This is a genomic window from Candidatus Thermokryptus mobilis (assembly GCF_900070205.1).
Lineage (GTDB): Bacteria > Bacteroidota > Ignavibacteria > Kryptoniales > Kryptoniaceae > Kryptonium > Kryptonium mobile.
The window spans coordinates 1-4,276 of record NZ_FAOO01000005.1; the positions used below are offsets into that span (position 1 = coordinate 1).

Here is a 4,276-nt window from a genome sequence, read left to right on the forward strand (position 1 = left end):
TCAACCCTCACCGTAAGCTGATTCATTCTCTCTGCCAACTCACCCAACCTCTCCTCCGTCCTACGCTGCGCCTCTGTAAGACCTTTCAAGTTTTCAGATATATCTCTTACTATCTCTTTCAACTCGTTAAATCCACTTCTTTCTATCTCTTCCCACAAAGCCAAAAATACCTCACGAAGCTCGGGCTGAACCTTTTCAAGCATCCTTATGAAATTTGCACTAACAGGCATTTTAAAAGTAAAATTTAATTTCAATGCCAAATAAAATTTACTCAACCGTCACACTTTTTGCAAGGTTTCTCGGTTGGTCAACATCACATCCACGCTTTACAGCTATATGATACGCAAGGAGCTGCAATGGGATAACAGTCAAAATCGGCATCAACATCTCAATCGTCTGCGGTATCTGAATCACATAATCCGAAATTTTTACAACTTTCTCATCCGGCTCGGTTATAATTGATATTATCTTCCCACGCCTTGCTTTGACCTCCTCCATATTGCTTAAAACTTTCTCATATATGCTATCCCTCGGCGCTATAAAGACAACAGGCATATTCTCATCAATAAGCGCAATAGGACCGTGTTTCATCTCAGCAGCTGGATAACCCTCCGCATGAATGTATGAAATCTCCTTAAGTTTCAACGCACCTTCAAGCGCCACTGGATAATTATAACCACGACCAAGATACAGAAAATTCCTGTGGTCTTTAAACTTATCAGCTATCTCCTCAATAAAATTATTCAACTTCAAAATTTCTCTCACTTTCTCCGACAATTTCATAATCTCCTCTGCAATTTTTCTCCCTTGTTCAAGCGATATATTTCCGTTTCTCCTTCCAACAAGTAAAGTTATAAGCGCCAAAACAACAAGCTGACTTGTGAACGCCTTGGTAGATGCAACGCCAATTTCAGGTCCAGCGTGTATATAAACCCCGGCATCGCTTTCCCTTGCTATAGTTGAACCGACGACATTGACTATCCCAAGCGCTGTCGCACCCCTTTCTTTGACAAGCCTTAAAGCAGCAAGCGTATCCGCCGTTTCCCCACTCTGACTTATAAACCAAGCAACATCATCAGGATAAATCACAGGGTCGCGATACCTAAATTCAGATGCATATTCAACAACAACTGGAACTTTCGCCAATTGCTCAATCATATACTTACCAACTAAACCCGCATGCCAAGATGTCCCGCAAGCAGCGATTATAAACCTTCTCGCATTTAAAACCTTATCCATAACATCGCTCAACCCACCAAGCTTTGCATCCCCCTGTTCAATTAAGACCCTGCCCCTCATTGAATTCATTATTGACTCCGGCTGTTCAAAAATCTCCTTCAACATAAAATGAGGAAAACCGCCCTTCTCAATCTGTTCAAGTTCAAACTCAATCTTAAAAATCTCCTTATCAAGCTCCGAAACTGCAAACTTCCGGTGATCAACTTTCTTAACGCTGACATTATCCCTTGTTATCACAGCATATTCATCATCGTCAAGAAATATCACATTTCTCGTTATCCCAATTATAGCGGTCGCATCAGAAGCAGCTACATTTTCACCCTCCCCAACCCCAATCGCAATGGGACTCCCCCGCCTTGCAACTATTATCTTATCCGGCTCATAACTTGAAATGATCGCAAGCCCAAATGTCCCCTTAACTTCAAAAAACAAGTTCCTAACAGCAACCTCAACATCTCCATAAATCCTATAAAACTCCTCAAGAAGATGTGCTATAACCTCCGTATCCGTTTGACTCTTGAAAATATGTCCCTCTCTCTCCAACTTCGTCTTCAACGATTGATAATTCTCAACTATACCATTATGCACTACCGCTATATTCCCAGTGCAATCAATATGTGGATGAGCATTTATGTCATTTGGAATGCCATGCGTTGCCCAGCGTGTGTGAGCTATCCCGATATTTGAACTTGAACCCACCCCCACCAAAATTTTCTCAAGTTCTGTCACCTTCCCCGCCATCTTCAAAACCTCTATCTTATCATCCTTCCAAAACGCAACCCCAGCTGAATCATAACCTCTATACTCAAGACGCTTCAATCCATCAATTAAAATGTTAATGACATTTCTCTTCCCGATATAACCGACAATCCCACACATCTTTTTAACCCATTTTTGTTATAAATTTTCAAATTATACCACTTAACGATACCACTTATCAAAATTGAAGAAAAACCAAATTCTAAAGGAAAACTCTCGGTGACGCTCGCCAAGCTGATTTTTATAATTCCTGTAAGTTGAAAAATATAGCTCAAAATTTATGTTAAAATTTTTGCTGTAAAAATAAAACACATTCAACCCAAATCTATGTGTCGTCTCAACCACTCCATAAGGGAATTTCTCTTTGTAACCTTTTTCAACCGTCACCTCTGGAGCCATCCACGGCTCATCAAACGGCTTTTCTATCCCACCCTCACCACGCTCAACAAATTTATAATTCAAAGTCAAATTCAAACTATTTCTGTAACCACCACCTGGAAAAAGCCACTGCGAAATCCATAACTCAAAACTTTGAAAATTATTCCCAAGCCGATGACCTATCGGTCTCCTAAAGCGAAGATATTTCTGATAACCCCTATTATCAGCAACATTATAAGTCCTGTTCCTAACTTGTGTATATTCAATTTGAATTTGACTTCCAAAAACATTTAAAAATTTAAAAAGGTCAGCATACCTTAAACCAACTATAAAACCATATTCATTTGGCTCAAGGTCCCCCTTTGTTTGTCTACTCACCTGCCAATCATCAATGAGAAATTCCCCATAAAAATTTAAGTTTTTAACAGGATAAAAACTTAAATCAGCATAAACCATTCCATTCATCTCCTTTCCCCTCATTCGCCTGAAACTCGTAATAAAAAGCGAAGGGGTTTGATAAAGTTATATCAATTCCCTTATTTACTCCACCGTATAAAATCGTCTGAGCAAATCCAATGAAAAATTTATCCCACAAATTCAACTCAAACCTCCCCCCGTAAGATATCTATTTGCGCTCAGAGTCGTCTTACCGCTATCAGGCGAATAATTTCTATTTTCAAGTTGAGAGATAAAAAAGCTATATTTTAACCTTTTTGAGAAAAGGTCAATCTGAAGCACATCGTATGGAATTGCATAATCCGAGACCAAAAGATTCCCACCCCGACCATATCCCCACTTGATATAATCCCGACCGAGCTTTATTGAAACCGGCTCAAAATTTAACCTCAAATATCCCTGCTCCGTATAACCAGCAAAGAAACCGCGAAATCTATTCCCAGTATATGTCGTATCATCAAGAAGATTTTGATCGGCAAGCGAATTGTTGTAAAGTGTGAACTTATCACCAAAATAAAATGCAAACTTAGCTCTACCTCTAAACCTAAAAGTTCTACTTGAAAAATTGTCCCTTACTGCATATTCAGAAAGCATAAGACCAGCTTTGACAGAAAAATCATTTTTATCATTTGAAGTTAAAAACTTTATTTCATCTTGAAATTCATCCTCAAGCATTTTAAAAAGTTTCCTTTCAAATTCACCTGAAACTCCTTCATCTAAAATTTGTTTCACCACCTCAATCCTTGAATATGGCTTATATCCTTGTGGAAGCCCTCTGAAATAACCTCTAAGCTTAAGCTCCTCAACGAGTTTATAAATCCAATAATCAGTTGGAATTGTCTCCTGAAACTGAGCGAAAATTATTTCAACGGCAAAGACAAACAAAAGAAAAAATTTTTTCAACATAATCAAATTTTCTCATAATTTTCTTCTTTTCACTTTTTTACTCCCCTCTCCCCTTGCGGGAGAAGGAATCGTTAATTTTTTCACCACTCCCCTATCTAAAAGATTTAACATTCCCAATCTCACGCTCAATCTCCCTCATCACACCATCAATGTTTCTTAACACATCATTGCTCCAAAACCTTAACACCTTAAAACCCATATCCATCAACCTCCTATCCCTTTTAATATCATCCAAATCCCCAACATGTTGCCCAACCATCCAACTCAATAACTATACCCCTCTCATAACAAACAAAATCAACCATATAATCACCAATCGGCTCCTGTCGCCTAAATTTTACCCCTAACCCTTTATTCCTTAACCTCCCCCAAAGAACTCTCTCCGCCCTCGTCATATTTTTCCTCAACACCCTCGCTTGCTTAACATAAACCTTTGCCATGTTTCTTTACACATCTATTTTATGGAAAAGAGTCAAAGCAAGAAATTCCACTAAAATCTTTTCCCTCTATCTTCCCTTCTATCTCCCCTCTCCCCTTG

At 38.8% G+C, this 4,276-nt stretch carries 7 protein-coding genes; all 7 read right to left on the reverse strand.

Features of this window, described 5'->3' with window-relative positions; all coding sequences use genetic code 11:
• Nucleotides 1-230 (reverse strand): hypothetical protein (locus FKZ43_RS04120; protein ID WP_419951030.1); only part of this gene is annotated, 230 nt, incomplete at its 3' end.
• 37 nt (nucleotides 231-267) lie between these two features.
• A complete protein-coding gene (glmS, locus tag FKZ43_RS04125) occupies nucleotides 268-2,118 on the reverse strand; it encodes a glutamine--fructose-6-phosphate transaminase (isomerizing) (protein WP_140944619.1) in 1,851 nt (616 codons plus the stop codon).
• A gap of 42 nt (nucleotides 2,119-2,160) precedes the next feature.
• Nucleotides 2,161-2,841, reverse strand: a complete 681-nt coding sequence (locus FKZ43_RS04130; RefSeq protein ID WP_219916502.1) for a capsule assembly Wzi family protein — start codon at nucleotides 2,839-2,841, stop codon at nucleotides 2,161-2,163.
• Nucleotides 2,819-2,971, reverse strand: coding sequence for a hypothetical protein (locus tag FKZ43_RS11400; RefSeq protein ID WP_181180250.1), 153 nt, complete (start codon nucleotides 2,969-2,971; stop codon nucleotides 2,819-2,821). The genes FKZ43_RS04130 and FKZ43_RS11400 overlap by 23 nt, the downstream gene beginning before the upstream one ends.
• A gap of 2 nt (nucleotides 2,972-2,973) precedes the next feature.
• Nucleotides 2,974-3,738, reverse strand: a complete 765-nt coding sequence (locus FKZ43_RS04135) for a capsule assembly Wzi family protein (protein WP_140944621.1) — start codon at nucleotides 3,736-3,738, stop codon at nucleotides 2,974-2,976.
• Nucleotides 3,739-3,829: 91 nt separating this feature from the next.
• Nucleotides 3,830-3,973, reverse strand: a complete 144-nt coding sequence (locus tag FKZ43_RS11680; protein WP_320415046.1) for a DUF559 domain-containing protein — start codon at nucleotides 3,971-3,973, stop codon at nucleotides 3,830-3,832.
• On the reverse strand, nucleotides 3,966-4,178 hold the full coding sequence (locus FKZ43_RS11685) for an endonuclease domain-containing protein (RefSeq protein WP_320415047.1): 213 nt from the start codon (nucleotides 4,176-4,178) through the stop codon (nucleotides 3,966-3,968). The genes FKZ43_RS11680 and FKZ43_RS11685 overlap by 8 nt, the downstream gene beginning before the upstream one ends.
• Nucleotides 4,179-4,276 lie beyond the last annotated feature (98 nt).